16 protein-coding genes are annotated in these 17,508 nt (G+C 68.4%); 3 read left to right on the top strand and 13 right to left on the bottom strand.

The genetic code is table 11. The features are described from left to right. Positions 1-2: 2 nt before the first annotated feature. A complete protein-coding gene (locus DFO47_RS04810) occupies positions 3-1,337 on the bottom strand; it encodes an MFS transporter (RefSeq protein WP_018760081.1) in 1,335 nt (444 codons plus the stop codon). 250 nt (positions 1,338-1,587) lie between these two features. Between DFO47_RS04810 and DFO47_RS04815 the strand changes: the two genes are divergently transcribed. Next, positions 1,588-2,322, top strand: a complete 735-nt coding sequence (locus DFO47_RS04815; RefSeq protein WP_133830883.1) for an IclR family transcriptional regulator — start codon at positions 1,588-1,590, stop codon at positions 2,320-2,322. Positions 2,323-2,353: 31 nt separating this feature from the next. On the opposite strand, the gene DFO47_RS04820 is transcribed toward DFO47_RS04815, so the two are convergent. The 4 genes from DFO47_RS04820 to DFO47_RS04835 form a co-directional block, all read right to left on the bottom strand. Further along, positions 2,354-3,694, bottom strand: coding sequence for an MFS transporter (locus DFO47_RS04820; RefSeq protein ID WP_133830884.1), 1,341 nt, complete (start codon positions 3,692-3,694; stop codon positions 2,354-2,356). A gap of 83 nt (positions 3,695-3,777) precedes the next feature. Further along, positions 3,778-6,879, bottom strand: coding sequence for an SMC family ATPase (locus DFO47_RS04825; RefSeq protein ID WP_133830885.1), 3,102 nt, complete (start codon positions 6,877-6,879; stop codon positions 3,778-3,780). After that, entirely contained in the window at positions 6,876-8,054 is a 1,179-nt protein-coding gene (locus DFO47_RS04830; RefSeq protein ID WP_133830886.1) for an exonuclease SbcCD subunit D, read from the bottom strand. The genes DFO47_RS04825 and DFO47_RS04830 overlap by 4 nt, the downstream gene beginning before the upstream one ends. 57 nt (positions 8,055-8,111) lie before the next feature. Next, positions 8,112-9,131, bottom strand: a complete 1,020-nt coding sequence (locus DFO47_RS04835) for an aquaporin (RefSeq protein WP_133830887.1) — start codon at positions 9,129-9,131, stop codon at positions 8,112-8,114. Between the two features lie 208 nt (positions 9,132-9,339). Here DFO47_RS04835 and DFO47_RS04840 point away from each other — a divergent pair, with 208 nt between their 5' ends. Continuing rightward, positions 9,340-10,419 carry an ADP-ribosylglycohydrolase family protein gene (locus tag DFO47_RS04840; RefSeq protein WP_133830888.1) on the top strand — a complete coding sequence of 360 codons (1,080 nt, stop codon included), beginning with the start codon at positions 9,340-9,342 and terminating at the stop codon, positions 10,417-10,419. Here the strand turns inward: DFO47_RS04840 and DFO47_RS04845 are convergent. Both DFO47_RS04845 and DFO47_RS04850 read right to left on the bottom strand, forming a co-directional pair. Further along, positions 10,400-10,879 carry a DUF4395 domain-containing protein gene (locus DFO47_RS04845; protein WP_026264232.1) on the bottom strand — a complete coding sequence of 160 codons (480 nt, stop codon included), beginning with the start codon at positions 10,877-10,879 and terminating at the stop codon, positions 10,400-10,402. The two genes, DFO47_RS04840 and DFO47_RS04845, sit on opposite strands and share 20 nt — an antisense overlap. An 80-nt stretch (positions 10,880-10,959) precedes the next feature. Next, on the bottom strand, positions 10,960-12,027 hold the full coding sequence (locus tag DFO47_RS04850) for an exonuclease domain-containing protein (protein WP_133830889.1): 1,068 nt from the start codon (positions 12,025-12,027) through the stop codon (positions 10,960-10,962). Between the two features lie 98 nt (positions 12,028-12,125). On the opposite strand from DFO47_RS04850, the gene DFO47_RS04855 reads away from it, so the two are divergent. Continuing rightward, complete coding sequence (locus DFO47_RS04855; protein ID WP_133831067.1) at positions 12,126-12,920, top strand: VTT domain-containing protein; 795 nt, start codon at positions 12,126-12,128, stop codon at positions 12,918-12,920. A gap of 77 nt (positions 12,921-12,997) precedes the next feature. Here the strand turns inward: DFO47_RS04855 and rdgB are convergent, their stop codons facing one another. The 6 genes from rdgB to clpS form a co-directional block, all read right to left on the bottom strand. Then, positions 12,998-13,645, bottom strand: a complete 648-nt coding sequence (gene rdgB, locus DFO47_RS04860) for an RdgB/HAM1 family non-canonical purine NTP pyrophosphatase (protein WP_133830890.1) — start codon at positions 13,643-13,645, stop codon at positions 12,998-13,000. Next, entirely contained in the window at positions 13,642-14,400 is a 759-nt protein-coding gene (rph, locus tag DFO47_RS04865; protein WP_133830891.1) for a ribonuclease PH, read from the bottom strand. Before rph ends, rdgB begins: the two co-directional genes overlap by 4 nt. A 29-nt stretch (positions 14,401-14,429) precedes the next feature. Further along, the gene (locus tag DFO47_RS04870; RefSeq protein WP_018760093.1) at positions 14,430-15,227 is read right to left on the bottom strand and encodes an MBL fold metallo-hydrolase; all 798 of its coding nucleotides are present in this window, start codon (positions 15,225-15,227) and stop codon (positions 14,430-14,432) included. Beyond that, complete coding sequence (gene murI / locus DFO47_RS04875; RefSeq protein ID WP_043423663.1) at positions 15,224-16,291, bottom strand: glutamate racemase; 1,068 nt, start codon at positions 16,289-16,291, stop codon at positions 15,224-15,226. The genes DFO47_RS04870 and murI overlap by 4 nt, the downstream gene beginning before the upstream one ends. Positions 16,292-16,357: 66 nt before the next feature. Then, positions 16,358-16,924 (bottom strand): DUF2017 domain-containing protein, encoded by a 567-nt coding sequence (locus tag DFO47_RS04880; protein ID WP_018760095.1) that lies wholly within the window; start codon positions 16,922-16,924, stop codon positions 16,358-16,360. After that, entirely contained in the window at positions 16,917-17,300 is a 384-nt protein-coding gene (gene clpS, locus DFO47_RS04885; RefSeq protein ID WP_018760096.1) for an ATP-dependent Clp protease adapter ClpS, read from the bottom strand. Before clpS ends, DFO47_RS04880 begins: the two co-directional genes overlap by 8 nt. Between the last annotated feature and the right edge of the window lie 208 nt (positions 17,301-17,508).

Consider the following 17,508-nt stretch of genomic DNA (forward strand, 5'->3'; position numbering starts at 1 on the left):
TGTTAGTGGTGGCTGCTGACGCCCAGCGGCCGCCCCTTGGTTTCCTTGGCCAGCACCACGCCGAGGGCGGAGATGACGCACAGGACCATGATGTAGATGCCGATCGAACCGGCCCACTTGGTGGACTGCAGCAGGGACTCGGCGATGGTGGCGGCAAAGGCCCCGCCCAGGATGGCGCCAAAGGCGTATCCAATGGAGATGCCGGAGTACCGCACTTCGGCCGGGAACATCTCGGCGTACATGGCGGACATGGGGCCGTAGGAAAGGCCCAGGCCAACGGTCAGGACGAACAGGGCCACCCCGTACAGGACAATGTCCTTGGTGTCGATCAGCGCGAACATGGGGATCATCCAGGCGAACACGATGGCGTAGCCGATCAGGAACGTCTTGACGCGGCCGATCCGGTCGGACAACCAGCCGCCCACCAGCGTGAAGATCAGCCAACCGAAGGACGCCAGGGTGGTGGCGAGCAGGATCTGCGGGGTCGGCATCTTCAGGGTCTTGGTGGCGTAGGAGATGAAGAAGGCGATGAGCAGGTAGCCGGCTGCGTTGTTGCCGATGAAGATCATGGTCGAGTAGAGGACGGGCTTCTTGTGGTTGCGGACCAGTTCACCCAGGGGCGCCTTGCTTTCCTTCTTCCGCAGTGCCATTTCCTGGAAGACCGGGCTCTCGGCCACGGCGCGGCGGATCAGGTAGCCCACCACGATCAGCACGATGGACAGCAGGAACGGCACCCGCCAGCCCCAGGCTGCGAAGTCTTCCTTGGACATGCCGGTGTTCAGGAAGAACAAGAGGCCGGTGGCCAGGATCATGCCCACCGGGACACCGATCTGCGGGTAGGCGCCGAACAGGCCGCGGCGGTTCAATGGTGCGTGCTCAACGGCCATCAGCGCGGCCCCGCCCCATTCACCGCCTGCCGAGAAGCCCTGGATGATCCGCAGCACGATCAACAGGACTGGGGCCCAAGCCCCGATCTGCGCGTAGGTGGGGAGCACGCCGATCAGTGCGGTGGCCGCACCCATCATCACCAGGGTGAAGACCAGCATGGCCTTGCGTCCCAGGCGGTCGCCGAGGTGCCCGGCAATGACGGCGCCCAGGGGTCGGAACAGGAAGCTGATGCCGATGAGGGCGAAGGACAGGATCTGCGCCAAGCCCGGGTTGGACTCGTTCAGCGGTGCAAGGAACAGCGGCGACAGCAGCGTCGCGGTCAGCTGGGCAAAAATGAAGAAGTCGTACCACTCGATGGTGGTGCCTACGAGGGTGCCCGCGAGGACTTTGCGCTCTTCAGTCCGGCTGCTGGGGCCGGCGGGTGTGTCCACCTTGGAAGGTGTGGTCATTTAAACTCCATTGTTTTTATTGGGCAGCGGTGCCGCCCGGACGCCTCAGGATTACCGACAGAACGGTCAGTTAGTTAGCAGGGTACTACGAAAACGTGATGCGGGACACGGAAGGACCGGCCTGGGTGGGGCCCGCCACCAACTGCGTGTTCGATAATGGAACTCACTGTTCGTATAGAGGACAATACAGTCACGACGCGGCGAGGACAAGGGTCCTGTGCCCGCAGTTTCGGCAACCTAGGATGGACACATGACTCCTCCCGCCGCAGCGCAGGCCGGAGCGGCCCTGCCGCAGGCTTCCCCGTCCCAGACCCTGTCGCGCGGTATCCGTGCCCTCGAGATCCTGGCGGCCGCTCCGGGACCGTTGACCATCGCCGAGCTTGCGGACGCCATGGGTGTCCACCGCTCGGTCGCCTACCGGATCCTGCGTACCCTGGAGGACCATTCGCTCCTGGTGCGCGACGATGCGGGCCGGGTGCAGCCCGGCCCGGGCCTCGCGGTCCTGGCCCGCGGCGTCTCCCGCAACCTGCAGAGCGCCGCGCTTCCTGAGCTGACCCAGCTGGCAAACTCGCTGAACATGACGGCCTTCGTGGCCGTGTGGGACCACCATGACTGCATCGCCCTGGTCACGGTGGAACCGCGGCACTCCGGAGCCACTGTGGCCCAGCACCCGGGGACCCGGCATCCCATCAACGCCGGGGCACCCGGGATCGCCATCCAGTCCGCCCTGACGGAGGCCGAGTGGAACAGGCTGGGGACCGGGATTCCCTACCGTCCGGAGGCCACCGAGGCGCGCCGGAAGGGATACTCCGCCAGCCATGACGAGGTCATCGCCGGAGTTTCCTCCCTGGCGGCGCCTGTCCGGGTGCCCGGCGGCCGGCCGGCCGCCCTCGCCGTCGTCTACATCCGGTCGGCCCACGACCCCGAGGCCGTGGGTACCGCCATTGCCGAGAGCGCGGCCCGGATCGAGAGCCAGCTGGCCTGAGCCGGTGGACCGCCGGCCACGGGTTCGGCCGTCAGCGCCGCCGGCGGAGTGCGACGGCGGTCCCCGCACCAAGCAGCGCCAACGCTGCGGCCGCGCACACCGGGACCAGGAACGCCGCGCCGGCCCCATGGATCTGGGCCAGCTGCCCGCCAATGGCTGAGCCCACCGCCGTACCGGCGACAATGCCGCTGGCCAGGCCGGTCATCACGGTGCCCAGGCGGCCGGCGGGAGCCAAAGTGCCGCCGACGGCAAACACCGTGACCATGACCGGCCCGACCGGAAGCCCAAGGACCAGCAGGACTGCCGCCATCATGGGCAGGGACGATGGCAACAGCAGCAGGACGGCAAGCGCGGCCATGATGACTGCGCACACCACCCAGCGCAGGGCCAGGCCTGCCTTGCGCGGCCAGTAGGCAACCGAGAGCGCAGCGGCCGCAGAGCTTAGGCCCATGACCGCGTACAGCAATCCCGCGATCTCCGCACCCGCCAGGCCGGCGGAGAAAGCACTGAGGGCCGCTTGGGTGGACCCAAAGAACGTGCCCATGCAGACCATCGCCACCACGGGCAGTGCCACGGCCAAGGGCAGCTTTCGGGATGTCTCAGCGCCCGCGCCTTTCCTGCCCCGGGCGTGCCGGGTGACCGGCACGGCCCGATGGGTGGGGTGAACGGCAAACGCCGGGACAAGCGTGATGGTCAGGGCAGCGGCCAGGGCCAGCGGCAGCCAGGGCGCCACCAGGCTGGCAAGCGCCCCCACGAGCGCGGGCCCCAGGACAAAAGTCACTTCGTCAGCAGTACTTTCGTAGGAGAGCGCGGTGTCCAGGTCGCGTTGGCCGCGGACGTCGGCGCCGGCACCGGCCGCGGCACTTGTCAGTGACATCCACCGGACCCTGGCCAGCGGACCCACCTGCGGGCACGTTGCTCCGGCAGCAAAGGCCGCTGCCAGGACTCCCAGCGGGAATCCGCCGGTTTTTCCGGCGGCAAGGGCGGCCAGGACCAGCACCAGCACGGCCACTGTGTTGAGCACTGCCGATACCAGCAGCACGGGGCGTTGTCCACGCCTGTCGGCCAGTGCCCCAAGGAAGGGAGCGCCCAGTGCCGAGCCAATGCCTACTGCGCCGGCGGCCGTCCCTCCGACGGCAAAGGAGCCGCTGACGGAGGTCACCAAGGTCAGGGTGCCGACGGTCAGCATGGCCAGCGGCAGCCGCGCGAAAAGTCCCAGCGGAAGAAAAGTCTTGCCGGCAAGTTCGGGGAGGCGCGCGAAGCGGCCTGCTGCCGTTCCACCGGAATCCCGGTCAGAGTCGTCCCTGGCGGAAGGGCCCGTGCTTCGGGCCGGAGCGTCGCGGGTGGTTGAAGGGGTGGTATGAGGTGTCAATTCCGGGCTCGTTCAATCCATGCGCATCGTCCCTCCTCCCGATGCGCGCAACCCGGTAACGCGGTCCAGTATATCCGCCGGGGTCAGGAAAGTGCGTCCACGCTTTCAGATATCCGCAGCGTGGAGCCGTTCCGGCTCTTGAGCACCTGCAGTTGGGTGCCAATCCGCTGTTTCATCTCGGCCACATGGCTGACCAGCCCCACCACGCGGCCGCCGTCGCGGAGGCCTTCGAGGGCGTCCATGACTTGTTCAAGGGACTGTTCATCCAGGCTGCCGAAGCCTTCGTCAACGAACAGGGTCTCAATTTCAACGCCGCCTGACTCCTGCTGGACCACATCCGCCAGGCCCAGGGCCAGCGACAGCGACGCCATAAAGGATTCGCCGCCGGACAGTGTGGACGTGTCGCGGCGGAAGCCCGTCCACTGGTCCACCACTTCAAGGCCCAATCCCGATTTGGCACCGCGGGCCGCCTTGGCATCGGTGTGCTGCAACAGGTAGCGGCCATCGCTCATGGCCACCAGGCGCTCCGATGCGGCGAGGGCGACCTGTTCCAGCCGCGCGGCCAGGACGTAGCTGTTCAGGCTCATCCGGTAGGTGTTCTCCCCCCTGCCCGCGGCCGCTTCGGCCAGCCCGGCGAGCATCTGTGCCCGTTCGGCCGGTTCCCGGGACGAGGACGCCAGGTCCTCATATTCCGCCGCTATCGAGGTAAGGGCCGCCAGGCACCGGCGGGCCAGTCCTGCGGCGAGATCAGCCTCCCGGGCGTCATGGTGCGCGGCAGCAGTCTGGCTGCGGAGTACCTCGAGCCGTTCATCGTCGGGTAGGAAGCCGTCTCCTGCTTCGGCCATGGCCAGCACCAGGTCCTCCGACTCGAACAGCCCGGATACCCGGGCAGCTTCTTCCCCGGCCGTGCGGACCTCAGCTTCGAGTGCTGCCACTTCCGCAGCTCCCAGCAGTTGGCTGCGAACCTCGGCGGCAGAGGCGAAACCCGCCCCCGGCAGGGCAAGCTCGAGGTTCTCCTCCGCTTCGGCGGCCTGCGCCCTGGCGGTGTCCAGCCGTGATTGCGCTTCAACAGCCTTATCCAGGACCGCCACGGCGTCTTCGAGGACCCGCAGCCGCCGGTTCAAGGTGCGGTGGTTTCCGCGCAGGCCGGCAAGGGCCCCGTCCAGTGCGGCAGCCTGTTCGGCGAGGTCGGCGAGCAGGACAGCGGTGTGGGACAGCTCAGCCTCCGCGTCTGACAGCGCGGAGCGGGCCTGTTCGATACCTGCATCGAGTGCCTCCAGCCGTTGCCGCTGCTCCTGGAGCTCTTCCGCGGCCTGTTCGGCGGCCTCTGCCGCAGCCAACGCCTCCTCGGCCCCTGTGCGGGCCTCGGCCACGGGGATGGTCCCGCCTTGTCCGGCGAGGACGGCCACCGTTTGCTCGGCTTCGGCGCGTTCGGCGCTGACAGCGCTGTGGGCTGCCTCGGCCGCTTCATAGGCGGCATGGGCCTCTTCCTCGGCCTGGGCCAGCGACGGTCCTTCCGTGCCGGATCCCGCCGGCGCCGGATGTTCTCCGCTTCCACAGACCGGGCAGGGCTCACCGGCCACCAGTTTGGCGGCAAGCTCGGATGCGGCGTTGGCGAGCCGGACCTCCCGCAGGTCCAGCCACCGGCCTTTCGCCTCCAGCAGGCTTTCCCGTGAGTCGTCGTATCGGGCGTTCACGAGGTCCCGGCCCTTCATGGCCGTCCCGTACCGCCGGACGACGTCGAGAAGTTCCGTGGCAGCGGCCGCCTCCTTGCGGCGGAGCGCGGCGTCGGCGGCACGGGGCTCCAGCTGGCCCATGGTTCCGGCCAGCAGCTCCCGGTCCGCCAGCAACTGCGCAACCCGGCTTCCCCGCGTCTCCACGTCCAGCCTGAGTTCGTCCTGCCGGCCGGCCAGGCTGCGGTGGCGCCCATACAGCTCCTGCAGCCTCTGCTCATCCGGCAGCCGTGCTTCGACGACGGCCAGCAGCGACCGAAGCCGGGCCAGCTCCTGGGCGGCCCCCGGCACGATTTCCGCCGTATTGTGGCCTGCGGAGCCCTTGTGGGTTTGGACCGGCGGCACGGCGGCTTCATCCGCGCCCAAGTTGAGCTGGGCGAGTTCGGTACTGTCCGCGGCAGCCATCCTGAGGAGGGTCATGGCGGCCTCAGCGGCGCCCCCGGCGCTTTGCACTTTGCCGGCCGCCGCATCCACCGCGCGCAGCTGTCCCTGGAGGACTTCCGCCTCGCGGTGCCGGCCCAGCCGGGCAGCGAGTTCTTCCTGCCGTGCTGCCCCGTCCTTCACGGCCTGCTGCCGCACGGTGGCCGCTTGGAGTTTGCGGGCCCGCTCGTGCCGTGCGGTTTCCCGTTCCACGTCACTGCGGCGTTCCTGGCTGAGGGATGTCGCGCCCGCTGCGTGCTCCGTGAGCTCTGCCAGTCGCGCAGCAACAGCGGCCTGCAACCAGCCAAGCCTGCCGGCGGTATCCTCTGGCGCCGGTGCCTCGTCCTGCGGGAGCTGGAGCGGCGCGGCCTCGGCTTCGGCACGGGCCGCCAGCATACCCAGCTGGCCGACCAGGGCGGCAACGTCATCCCTGGCCGCGGCGGCCTGGCGGGACAGTTCCTGTTCCAGGGCTTCAAACCGCTGCGTCCCGAAGAGTTTCTGCAGCAGGTCAAGGCGGTCCGCAGCTTTGGACCTGAGGAACGCGGCGAATTCCCCCTGCGGCAGCATGATGACCCGGGTGAACTGTTCACGGTCCATGCCCAGCAAAGCCATGATCTCTGCTCCGGCCTCGTCATTGCGGGCAGATTTTTCCACCCAGGTTCCGCCGACGCGTTCACGGAGCAGGGTTTTGGCCTGCTGGGTGGTGAAACCGTTCCTGCCCCGTGCACTGGGCTTGTCCCATGCGGGCGAGCGGGTGACCTCGAAGCGGCGCCCCTGGGCGGAGAATTCGCAGGTTACGGCCGGCTCCTGGCCGGGCTCCGCATGGTCGCTGCGGAGCCGCTTGCCGTCCTGCCGGGCACCCGGAACGGATCCGTACAGGGCAAAACAGATGGCGTCGAGGACGCTGGTCTTGCCCGCACCGGTAGGCCCGTTCAGCAGGAACAGGCCGTGGGCGCTGAGCCGGTCGAAATCGACGTCTTCTGTTCCGGCGAACGGGCCGAAGCCTGAGATGCGCAGATGGTGGATCCTCACCGCGAGGCCTCCAGCAGGCGGACGTTCTCCAACGCGGCGGCGAGCGCCTCTTGTTCATCCTGGTCCGCGCTGCGCCCGCGCACGTGGTCCAGGAAGCCGCAGCACACGGCGAGGTCGTCCGGGGCATGGGCAAGCCTGCTGCTGTAGCTTGCCTGGTCCGGGTCGTTCCCGCCTTGCGGGTCGAAAGCCAGGACCAGGGTCTCAGGGAACCGCGCACGGAGCCGCTCCATCGCCCGCACGGGACGCTGGGCATCAGTGAGGGTGACCTGGCAGTAGGCGGTCTCGGCCCAGGCATGCCCGGGCTCATCAAGGAGCTCGGCCAGGGTGCCGCGCAGCACAGCGAGGGTTCGCGGGGCATCCCACTCGATCTCCTGCACCGAGGTGACTCCATCCGGCTCCAGGTCCACGAGCCAGGCACCTTTCCGCTGCGTGGACTCGGAAAAGGAATAGGCCAGCGGGGAGCCCGAATAGCGCACGCGCTCAGACAGCGCCTGGCGTCCGTGGAGATGGCCGAGTGCGGTGTAGCTGAATCCGTCGAACAGGTCCAGGGGAACGGCACCCACGCCGCCGATGCTGAGGTCCCGCTCGCTGTCCGAGCTGATGCCGCCGCTGGCGAAGGTGTGGGCCAGGACCACCGAATGGACGGTGGCGGCGGTTGTACGCCGTGCGATGTCGGCCCGGATAAGGGCGGTGGCCGCCCGGGTCACCTCGAAGTGGCTTGCCGTTTCCACGCCCAGCTGGTCGGCAACGAGCCGGGGTTCAAGCCAGGGAATGCCGTACAGGGCCAGGACGGCGTCCCGGCCCGCGGCGTCCTGCCCGAGCGGCAGCAGCAGTGGATGGTCAAGCTCAGCCACCTTGGTGCGCAGGTGGACTCCCCCGCGTTCCAGCAGCCGTGAGGCGAAACCCAGCCGAATTGCGGAGTCGTGGTTGCCACTGGTGATCACCACCTTGGCTCCGGCGGAGGTGAGCCTGACCAAGGCGTCATCGAGCAAGTGGACCACGTCCACCCCTGGCAGTGCCCGGTCGTAGACATCGCCGGCAATCAGGACGACGTCGATGCGCTCCCGTTCCACCGTTGCCACCATCTGGTCGATGAAGGCCCGCTGGGCGTCCAGCATGCCAACGCCGTGGAAGGACCGGCCCAGATGCCAGTCCGAGGTATGAAGTAACCGCATATAACTACGCTATCGGCAGCCACTGACAGTGGCGGAAACCGCCGCGGCCCGGACTGATCAGGATCGCTTGCCCTCGAAGAACTCCTGGGCCTCGCTGACGTTGCGTGCCTGCCCCTCCGGTGCGGCAGTGCGTGCCGCCGAAGGGTTCGGCTCCGCACCCGGAGCGTCGGCGTCATCGTCGATCCGGGACTGGACCGGCGAAGACCCGGCCCCGGCGTCCCCGCCACCTGCTTCCACACTCGCGTCGTCGTCGTGGTCGGCAGCGTCCGCCGCTGCGGCGCTGTGCGTGGCGTCAGCCGTGCCTGAAATCCGGAACACCAGGCCCGCGATGGCGGCGCCAGCCAGCGGGGCCACCAGGAATACCCACACCTGGCCCAGCGCCGCACCGGAGCTGAAAACGGCAGAGGCGAGGGCCCGGGCGGGGTTGAAAGGCAGGTTGCCGACGGACTGGCCCACCTGGAGCAGCGCCGCGAAGGACAGGCCGACGGCAACGGCGGCAACCGTCCGGCTGCTGCCCTCCACGCCGGCGTTATCGCGCAGGCCGCCGTTGTCCCGGCCGGCAGCCCCCAGGAAGATGGCCACGATGATTGCGGCTCCCAGCAATTCCAGCAGCACAACCGCGGCAAGGGGTGCCTGGATGATGGAATGGTCGCCGAAGCCGGCGGCCACCGTATCGAAGGCGGTCCGGCTGTCGGGAATGCCGGGCAGGGTACGCAGGATGCCGAACAAGGCAAGGGCACCCACCAGGGCGCCCACGAGCTGGGCGGCGGCGTACGCTGCGGCCGCCCCGGCCCGGATCCGGCCGGCCAGGAGATGGCCCAAGGTGATGGCCGGGTTGAAGTGGCCACCGGAGATATGCCCGAAAGCGAGCATGGCGGCCGTGATGGCGAGGCCGGCAGCCAGGGCCGCGGGTACCGGGCTGGACTGCGGAATGCTGAACAGCGGTACGCCCAGCCCGGCCACCGCCAGGAAGAGGCTGCCGAAAGCCTCGGCTGCCAGGCGGGGCAGCAGTGCCCGGCTGGCGGGATCCGTGCCGCCGGGCTGCAGTGCGTCGCGGGCTGGGACAGGGGTGCTCATGGCTGGACCTTTGCTCGTCGGGTGCTTTCTGGGGTTGCGGAGCCGCCCCGGCCGGCAGGGGCGGCGGGCAGCGCAGGCAACCCGAGCAGTATTCCAGCCCAGTCTGGGCGTTTGCTGGACACCTGCTGTCCGCACCCGCTTCCCGGTTCCCCACCGCCGGACGCGCCCCCAACCGTTCGGAGTGCGTCCGGACGGTAAATTTGTCTCCATGAGCATCGACCACGGCACGCCCACTCCCCAGTCCCGGATCCACGGCTCCCTCTTGGGCGGGGCCCTGGGCGACGCGCTGGGCTACGCCGTGGAGTTCGATTCCATCGACGAGATCCGCCGGCGGTTCGGCGCCCACGGCCTGACAGGCTTTGAAGACCTCTCCGGCCCCTGCCATTTCTCCGACGACACGCAATTGACCCTCTACACCGTGGACGGCCTGGTGGAGGCGCTGGAGTGGGCCAACTCCGGTGTGGGCGCGAACGTGAATGCGTGTGTCTGGCTGGCCTACCTGCGCTGGCTGGCCACCCAGGGCATAGACGCCGGGCCGTCCGCACCGGCTCCCCAGCCGCGCTGGATCGACAGCAACGACGTGCTGCGGCAGCAGCGCCACCCGGAGCAGGACTGCATCAGCGGCCTGGCCACCGGTGAGATGGGAACGTCGGTGCGGCCCGTTAATCCGGACTCGAAAGGTGCCGGCACGGTGATGCGCTCGGCGCCGTTCGGGTTGATCCCGCACATCTCGCCCGAGGCGGCCTATAAGTTGAGTTCCGATGCCGCGTCACTGACCCACGGCCACCCGGCAGCACGCCAAAGTTCCGGTGTCTTCAGCCTCCTGATCCACCGCCTGGTCGCCGGAGAGGAGCTCCGGGAAGCCGCCTCCGCCGTGACCGCGCACGCGGCCACCATCCCGCACGTGGCACCGGAGCTGCCCCACCGGCTTGAAGCGGCCCTGCGGCTCGCAGAGACGGCAGTTCTTCCGCCCGAGGAACTGATCCAGGCACTGGGCGAGGGCTGGTTCGCGGAGGAGGCTCTCGCCGTCGCACTCTACGCCGTCCTCGCCACGCTTCCGGCCGGGGGCGCCCCGGTGCTGCCGGAACAGCACTTCCGGGACGCCATGGCCGTGGCGGTGAACCACAGCGGCGGCAGCGACACCGCCGGCTCCCTGGCGGGCAACATCCTGGGCGCCTGGTACGGCGAGGACTGCCTGCCCGCCCCATGGCTCGGCGCCTTGGAAGGCCCGGAGGTGGTCCGTGGGATGGCGGATCAGCTGGTGCGGGTCACGACCGGCGAAGGCTGATGTTGCTGCAGGCCTCACAGACATCCTCGGGGATCACTCCGCGGCGCTGCAGGAAGCCGAAAATCGTGCAACCCAGGCAGAATCCGGCAAACGCTTCAAGCGATGCCGCCACTACCAGGATCCCCAGCAGCAACCACGCTGCCAGGCCCAGGCCGGACGCGAACAGCAGCAGGGCGGCCGTGGAGACGGCCGCGCCGATGCCCTGGGCAAAGCGCTTTGGCGGCCCGGGAACGAGCTTCACCTTTCCCAGCCGCGGGGTGATGACCTTCACGGAGAGGACGGCCAACGGTGAGATCCGCGGGCCGAAGAGCAGCCGCAGCCAGAACCCGACGGCGATGGCCAGCAGGCCCCACACGGAACCAGTCACTGCCGTGACCACCGAGAGCAGTACCACCAGGGCGGCCGTGGTGCGGGCCGCATACTCGTTGACCGGGTTGGGGAAAGCGAACAAGGAGCTCATCACGCAAGGCTAGGAGGGTAGCGCCCGGCGGCCAAGATTTGTTGCGCCCGATGAACCCGGGAGGATACCGCGAGGCCGCCTCAGGCGTTGAGGGCCGGCGCGAAGGCATCCGCTCCGGCGGGTTCGGTGCGGGCGTTCAAGCGGGCCCCGGGGACGGCTGCACTGCCCACCATCTGCAGGAACTCGCCCTCGGACAACACCTCGATGGCCTGCCCGCGGTCATGGAGCTCCAGGACACGCCGTGCCTTCCCGGTCAACCGTCCGGAGCGAAGGTCCGAGGCCACAAACCCATCCCCCACCACCAGGACGGTGGTGCGGCCGGTCACCCGGCTCTCGGTTCGGGCACCGTGGTGGGCCGAGCGGAGTTTGGCGTCCGGGCGGCCGATGGAAAGCTGCCCGGTGAATACGACGGTCTGGCCGTACAGCGGGTGGCCGGGCTCGGCGTCGGCGTTTGGTTCGGGATTGAGCCCTTCTTCGGGCCAACCGTACTGGAACCGCCGCACCAGCGCCGCGCCGTTGCCTGAGGCGCCGGACATGGCCGCCAGGCTGGGCTTCGACACTTCGCCGGTGGCGGGATCAAACGCCTGCTGGCGCGGCATGGCCAAACCCAGGGAAAGGTACAGTTCGGCGATGCTGTTGGCACCGTTGCGGGCTGCAATGTCGATCAGGATGCCGGCGCAGGCCCGGGCATCCTCCGCAGCATCGTGGTGGTTCACCAGCGGCACGCCCGCTTCCTCTGCGGCAAAGGGAAGCGAATTGGAGACCAGCGAATAGCAACGGCGCGACAACATGACCGTGCAGACGTAGTCGTAGGCCGGGCCCGGCAGCCCTGACACTTCCAGCGCAGAGCGGATGACGCCCAGGTCGAAGGCTGCGTTGTGCGCGGCCAGTACGTCCTCGCCGATGAACGCCCCGATTTCAGGGAACAGCTCCCCGAACCGCGGCTGCACCGCAACGTCGGCAGGGGTGATTCCGTGGATCCGGACATTGTGGTGGTCAAAGTGGTCGTAGCCGGCCGGCGGCCGCATCAGCCAGGAGGCCTCGTCGACAATCTTGCCGCCCCGTACCTTTGTCAGGCCCACCGAGCAGGGGGAGCCCCGGAAGCCGTTGGCTGTTTCGAAGTCGATCGCCGTAAAGTCCAAACCCACGGCCCCCACCTTACCGCCGACGGCGGCCCCGGGCCGGGAGGGACAGGCCCGGGAGGCGCAGGCCGGTCAAGTACGCTTGAGGGGTGAACTTTCCTGTGATGAACCACCTCGCTGTGTCCATGCTGGGCGGCGCGGGTCCGGTGCAGCCGCCAATGGCCTCCTTCCTGCCCGACTGGCTGAACCCCCAGGTCTTCCTGGCCGATCCGGCGCTCGCCCCGTGGGTGGTCCTGCTGGTATGCGGCATCGTCTTCGCCGAGACCGGCCTGCTGGTGGGGTTCTTCCTTCCCGGCGACTCCATGCTGTTCACTGCCGGCCTGCTGGTTGCCACGGGCACCATCAAGTTCAACATCTGGCTCCTGGCCCTGCTGATCGTGGTCTCCGCCATCATCGGCAACCAGGCGGGATACCTGATCGGTTCCAAAGCGGGCCCTCCCCTCTTCAACAAGCCCGACTCCAAACTCTTCAAGCGCGAGAACGTCGAGAGCGCGCACGCGTTCTTTGAAAAGCATGGCGGCAAGGCGCTTATCCTGGCCCGTTTCGTTCCCATCATCCGGACCTTTGTGCCCGTAATCGTCGGCGTGGCGCAGATGAGCAAGCGCAAATTCTTCATCTACAACGTCATCGGTGCGCTGCTCTGGGGTGGCGGCGTGACACTGCTCGGGTTCCTGCTGGGCGACACCGTTCCGTGGGTCCGGGACAACCTGGACATCATCTTCATCGCCATCGTGCTGGTCTCCGTCGTGCCCATCGGCATTGAACTCCTGCGCGGCATGTCAGCCAGGCGCCAGGCGCAGGCCTACGGCACCGACGCCGTCGACGAATTTATCGAGGAGCACGGACCCGAAGCGGAGCAGAAGACTCCGCGCAAGCTCCCCGGCGGCCGGCAGGAATAGTCCGGCCCCACATCCGGAAAAAGGTGCGCACCCCGGCGGGATGCGCACCTTTTCTGTTGTGCGGCGTGCCGCTACCTTCAGCCCGCTGCTTCCAGGGCTGCCACGATGGCGGGCAGCAGGGCACGGAAGGCCTTGCCGCGGTGGCTGATGGCGTTCTTCTCGTCGGCGGAGAGCTCGGCGCAGCTCCGGTTCTCGCCGGCCGGCTGCAGCACCGGATCGTAGCCGAAGCCGCCGTCACCCCGTGGTTCGCGCAGGAGGACGCCCTCCAGCTGGCCGTACTCCACCACCTCGCGGCCCGGCCCTGCGGTGCCGGCGGGCACTGCCAGGGCAGCCGCGCAGACGAACGCCGCGCCGCGATGCTCATCGGGAACGTCCGACAGCTGGTTCAACAGCAGTTCAAGATTGGCGGCGTCGTCACCGTGCCGTCCCGCCCAGCGGGCGGAGAAGATGCCCGGCGCCCCGCCCATGACATCCACGGCAAGCCCGGAGTCGTCGGCGATGGCCACCAGGCCGGTGGCCCCGGCCACCGCCCGGGCCTTCAGCAGCGAATTCTCGGCAAAGGTCACCCCGGTTTCGACGACGTCCGGCGCACCTGCCGCCGCAGCGTCCACCACCTGGGTGTCGACGTCGAGCCCGGACACCTGCCCGCGCAGCAGTTCACGGAGTTCGCGCAGTTTCCCGGCGTTGTGCGTGGCGAGCACGAGCTTGGGTGAGGGTGCACTCACAGGGCGTCCGCCAAGGTTTCGCGCTGGATGGCGGCCAGCTGCGTGGTGCCCAGCAGGGCCAGGTCCAGAAGCTGGTTCAGCTCCTCCCGGTCAAACGGGGCGCCTTCCGCTGTGCCTTGGACCTCGACGAATTTGCCGGAGCCGGTGACCACGACATTCATGTCTGTTTCGGCCCGGACGTCCTCCACGTACGGCAGGTCCAGCATGGGAACGCCGTCGATGATACCGACCGAGACGGCGGCAATGGTGTCGAGGAGTGGCTGGGCGTTCTTGGCGATGAGCTTGGTGTCGCGGGCGAACCGGATGGCGTCCGCCAGCGCCACATAGGCCCCGGTGATAGCGGCGGTGCGTGTGCCGCCGTCGGCCTGCAGCACGTCGCAGTCCAGCACGATGGTGTTTTCGCCCAGCGCCTTGGTGTCGATGATGGAGCGCAGCGAACGCCCGATCAGGCGCGAGATCTCGTGGGTGCGGCCGCCAATCTTGCCCTTGACCGATTCCCGGTCCGAGCGCGTATTGGTGGCACGGGGCAGCATGGCATACTCGGCGGTGACCCAGCCGCGGCCTTCGCCTTTAAGCCAGCGGGGAACGCCGGCAGTCAGGGAGGCCGTGCACAGCACCCGGGTGTTGCCGAACTCGATCAGTGCCGATCCCTCAGCCTGGTTGGACCATCCGCGGGTGATGCTGATGGGCCTGAGCTGGTCGGGGGCACGGCCGTCGGCGCGCACGATGGGCACTGTAGTTGCTTCAGATGTCATGCCTTTAGCTTATCGAGTGCGGCCCGCCGCTAGATCGCGTAGTGGACACCGGCCACTGCCACGGCCACGTCGCCGGGAAAAACCGGCCGGGCCTCGGCCATGACGGTGGTGGGCGATGTCCACACCGGAATGTGGGTCAGCAGGAGCCGGCGGGCCCCGGCCACGGCTGCGGTCTCCCCCGCCCGCTTTCCGGTCAGGTGCACGTCCTTGATGCCGTCGTCGCGGCCCTCTTCGAAGGCTGCCTCGCACAGGAACAGGTCCGCGTCCTTGGCGGCTTCCTCAAGCCCGGCGCAGGAGTCGGTGTCGCCGGAGTACGTGAGCGTCCGGGTGACGGGGACGCCGTCCTTGCCGGGTTCCACCACCTCCACCCGCAGGGCGTAGGCCTCCTCGATGGGGTGGTTGACGGCGAAGGGCGTGACGGTAAACGGCCCCACGGTCACGGGTTCACGTTCGGTCCAGTTGCTGAAATCGAATTCCTCGTGCATGCCGGGATCCGGGTCCAGGCCGTAGGCGGTGGCCATCCGGTTGGCCGTCGCGGCAGGGCCCCACACCGGGATGCGGCCGCGGCCCCAGCCGCCGGGCTTCCAGCGGATGGCGACGTGCAGGCCGCACAGGTCCATGCAGTGGTCCGGGTGCAGGTGGGTGAGGAAGATGGCGTCGATGTCCTCCAGGTCGGTGTACCGCTGGATGGCGCCCAGCGCACCGCTGCCGAGGTCCATCACCACCTTCCAGGTCCGCTCGCCGTCGGTGGCGGTCAGCAGGTAGCACGACGCCGGGGAGCCGGGCCCGGGGAAGGAGCCAGTGCACCCCACGATGGTCAGCTTCACGGGCGGGGTCCTCCGGCTCGGCCGGCGTCGGCGAGTCCGCCGCCCACGAAATTGGAGATCCGGGGGCGTCCGCGCGCGGCCTGGGCGGCGGCAATCATTTCCGGCGTGATGCGGGCTAGGCTGCCGGTGGGGTATTGCGCGGCGACGTGGTCCACGTGCCGGACGGAGAGGACCTCGGGGCCCAGGAACCTCCGGGCGAGCGCCTCGAACTGGCCGGCGTCGCCAGTGGCCACGAAGTGGTGCTCGGGCGGGGTGCCGGACGGGCGTTGCAGGTTGTGGGTGGCCAGCGCGCGGTAGACGTCTTTGGCTGTCTCCTCGGCGCTGGAAACCAAGGTGACGTCCGCGCCCATCACGTAGGAGATGACGCCGGTCAGCAGCGGGTAGTGCGTGCAGCCCAGGACCACCGTGTCCACCCCGGCGGCCTTGAGGGGCGCCAGGTATTCCTCTGCGACGGCCAAGAGCGCCGGCCCGGTGGTGATGCCGGCCTCGACATAGCTGACGAATTCGGGGCATGCCACGGACGTGATGTCCAGGTCCGGCGCGGCGGCGAAAGTGTCCTCGTACGCGCGCGAGCCCACCGTAGCGGAGGTGCCGATCACGCCGATTTTCCCGCTGCGGGTGGCGGCGACGGCGCGGCGCACGGCGGGCTGGATGACCTCGATGACGGGGATGCCGTATTTGGCGGTGTACCGCTCGCGGGCGTCCCGAAGGACCGCGGCCGACGCCGAGTTGCAGGCGATGGTGAGCAGCTTGACACCGGAGTCCACCAGTTCGTCCATCACGCCCAGGGCGTTGGCGCGCACCTCGGCGATGGGCAGCGGGCCGTACGGTCCGTGGGCGGTATCGCCGACGTAGAGGATCGATTCGTTGGGCAGCTGGTCAATGATGGAGCGGGCCACGGTGAGCCCGCCAACACCGGAGTCGAAGACGCCGATGGGCCGGGTTTCCGGTGCGGCGGCCGGGAGGTCGCCGTCGCCGGCAGGCTGCGCATCCAACGTCGGGTCCGTGCTCGAGGCTGTTGTCATGATTATTCGAGGATAGGTCTTCCCGGAAGGCTCAGCCATCATCTTGTGTCCAGCGACTCATGTCGAATGTGTCACAACCAACGGCCTCCCCCTGGCCGCCGCAGCTCACCGGCGGGTTTCCAGGGACTGCAGCATGGCCTGGACCACGGACTCTTGAAGCCACGTGGTGAAGTTGTAAACCAGGGCCAGGTAGCTTTCCACATCCTCGGCCTGGGACCAGTCCTGCATGCGGTGGACGTGTTCGGCGTCGGCCTCGTCGCGGATGTCCAGCCGCTCTGCCAGGACGAGCCGGACGTCATTGAGCGCCATGGACCAGTGCTTTGCCCCCTCCGGCGTCAGGACGATCTCATCCTTGTCCAGGTCCAGCGCCGCCGCACGGAGCGCCCCGATTTTTGTTTCCCGCAGCGAGCGCTCGGTGAGCTGGCGGAACTCCAGGGACGCGGCGTCGTCGTTCTTCGAGATGTTGGGAAGGAGCCGCTTGACCGCGCGGTCCGTAGGTTCGGCAACGTCCATGTCCAGGCCAATGAGGGCAGCCAGCGGGTCCTGTCCGTCGCGTTCCTCCGGCTGGAGCATGGAGATGACGTCATCGATCAGGCTGCGCAGCAGGTCCCGTTCGGCAGGTTCCAGGAACCCGGTGATGCCCTTGAGGCCGTATTTGAATGCCTTAGCCACGCTTCCCCTTACCCTGGCCCGGACCGCCGGACTTCCCGGTTTTGCCGCCGTGGCCGCCGCTGGCCTTTTCCACCGTGGCCCACAACCCGAACCCGTGCATCGCCACCGCGTGGCGTTCCACCTGTTCCTTGCTGCCTGCGGCCACGATCGAGCGGCCCTTCTTGTGGACCTCCATCATGAGCTTGTTGGCTTTGGTCTCGGAGTAGCCGAAGTAGCTTTGGAAGACGTAGCTTACGTAGCTCATGAGATTGACGGGATCGTTCCAGATCACCAGGTTCCAGGGGATGTCCGGAGCGGTGAGGGAGTCGGTGGACTCCGCTGTGCCGGTCCGGACGCCCTCCCGTGTATCGGGGCCGGGCGCAACGCTTATGGTCATCTGTCCATTCTATGGGTGGGCCCACACCGGCGAGGGCCCCACGGCGAAGCGAAGCGAGACGAGGGAGCCGGTGGGTGGGCCCACACCGGCGAGGGCCCCACGGCGAAGCGAAGCGAGACGAGGGAGCCGGCGGGTGGGCCCACACCGGCGAGGGCCCCACGGCGAAGCGAAGCGAGACGAGGGAGCCGGTGGGGACTAGAGTGACTTT

Origin of the sequence: Arthrobacter sp. AG258 (genome assembly GCF_004364695.1) — a bacterium.
Classification (GTDB): Bacteria; Actinomycetota; Actinomycetes; order Actinomycetales; family Micrococcaceae; genus Arthrobacter.

Coding starts and splice junctions, on each gene's coding strand:
- DFO47_RS04810 (WP_018760081.1), bottom strand. CDS start 1,337: ATGACCACACCTTCCAAGGTGGACACACCCGCCGGCCCCAGCAGCCGG.
- DFO47_RS04815 (WP_133830883.1), top strand. CDS start 1,588: ATGACTCCTCCCGCCGCAGCGCAGGCCGGAGCGGCCCTGCCGCAGGCT.
- DFO47_RS04830 (WP_133830886.1), bottom strand. CDS start 8,054: ATGCGGTTACTTCATACCTCGGACTGGCATCTGGGCCGGTCCTTCCAC.
- DFO47_RS04835 (WP_133830887.1), bottom strand. CDS start 9,131: ATGAGCACCCCTGTCCCAGCCCGCGACGCACTGCAGCCCGGCGGCACG.
- DFO47_RS04840 (WP_133830888.1), top strand. CDS start 9,340: ATGAGCATCGACCACGGCACGCCCACTCCCCAGTCCCGGATCCACGGC.
- DFO47_RS04845 (WP_026264232.1), bottom strand. CDS start 10,879: ATGAGCTCCTTGTTCGCTTTCCCCAACCCGGTCAACGAGTATGCGGCC.
- DFO47_RS04855 (WP_133831067.1), top strand. CDS start 12,126: ATGAACCACCTCGCTGTGTCCATGCTGGGCGGCGCGGGTCCGGTGCAG.
- rph (WP_133830891.1), bottom strand. CDS start 14,400: ATGACATCTGAAGCAACTACAGTGCCCATCGTGCGCGCCGACGGCCGT.
- murI (WP_043423663.1), bottom strand. CDS start 16,291: ATGGCTGAGCCTTCCGGGAAGACCTATCCTCGAATAATCATGACAACA.
- clpS (WP_018760096.1), bottom strand. CDS start 17,300: ATGACCATAAGCGTTGCGCCCGGCCCCGATACACGGGAGGGCGTCCGG.